General features: G+C 67.7%; 1 protein-coding gene and 1 pseudogene. Both read right to left on the bottom strand.

Annotation, left to right across the window (positions count from 1 at the left end; translation table 11 throughout):
• Positions 1-836 (bottom strand): succinate--CoA ligase subunit alpha (gene sucD / locus LP52_RS25380; RefSeq protein WP_040276952.1); only part of this gene is annotated, 836 nt, incomplete at its 3' end.
• Between the two features lie 17 nt (positions 837-853).
• Positions 854-1,311 (bottom strand): annotated as a pseudogene (locus LP52_RS25385) (ADP-forming succinate--CoA ligase subunit beta); the annotation flags it as partial.

Consider the following 1,311-nt stretch of genomic DNA (forward strand, 5'->3'; position numbering starts at 1 on the left):
TTGCCGACCTTGACGCCGGCGGCCTCCAACGCCTCCTTCTTCGCCTGCGCCGTGCCCGCCGAACCCGACACGATCGCCCCCGCATGACCCATCGTCTTACCCTCCGGCGCGGTGAACCCGGCCACATACCCCACCACAGGCTTGGACACGTGCTCCCGCACATACTCCGCAGCCCGCTCCTCGGCATCCCCGCCGATCTCACCGATCATCACGATCGCATCGGTCTCCGGATCCGCCTCGAACGCCGCCAACGCATCGATATGCGTCGTACCGATCACCGGATCCCCACCGATACCCACCGCCGTGGAAAACCCGATATCCCGCAGCTCATACATCATCTGATACGTCAACGTGCCCGACTTCGACACCAGACCGATCCGCCCCGGCCGCGTGATATCGGCCGGAATGATCCCCGCATTCGACGCCCCCGGCGAAATCAACCCCGGGCAATTGGGCCCGATGATGCGCGTCCGACCACCCGCCGCCCGCGCATGCGCCCAAAACGCCGCCGTGTCATGCACCGGAATCCCCTCGGTGATCACCACCGCCAACCCGATCCCGGCATCGACCGCCTCGACCACCGCGGCCTTGGCGAACCGCGGCGGCACGAACACCACCGACACATCCGCCCCGGTCGCCTCCATCCCCTCGGCCACCGAGGAGAACACCGGCACCTCGGTACCGTCGATATCCACCGCCGCACCGGCCTTGCGCGGATTCACCCCGCCCACCACACGCGTGCCCGAGGCCAGCATCCGCCGCGTGTGCTTGGTGCCCTCGGCGCCGGTCATACCCTGCACCAGCACCTTGCTGTCCTTGGTCAAAAAAACAGCCATCGTCCTTCTTCCCCGCCTTACGTCGCGGCCAGCTCCGCGGCCTGAGCCGCGGCGCCGTCCATGGTCGGGGCCTGCACCACCGCGGGGTGCCCGGCCCGGGTCAGGATCTCGCGCCCCAGCTCGGCGTTGTTGCCGTCCAGACGCACCACCAGCGGCTTGGACACGTCGTCGCCACGCGCGGCCAGCATCTCCAACGCCTGCACGATGCCGTTGGCCACCGCGTCACAGGCCGTGATCCCGCCGAACACGTTCACGAACACGCTCTTGACATCGCCGTCGCCCAGGATGATCTCCAACCCGTCGGCCATGACCTCGGCCGAGGCGCCGCCGCCGATGTCCAGGAAATTCGCCGGCTGCACACCCCCATGGGCCTCACCCGCGTAGGACACCACGTCCAGCGTGGACATCACCAGCCCGGCACCGTTACCGATGATCCCGACCTGACCGTCCAACTTGACGTAGTTCAACCCCTTCT

It is taken from the genome of Streptomonospora alba (assembly GCF_000826685.1).
GTDB lineage: Bacteria > Actinomycetota > Actinomycetes > Streptosporangiales > Streptosporangiaceae > Streptomonospora > Streptomonospora alba.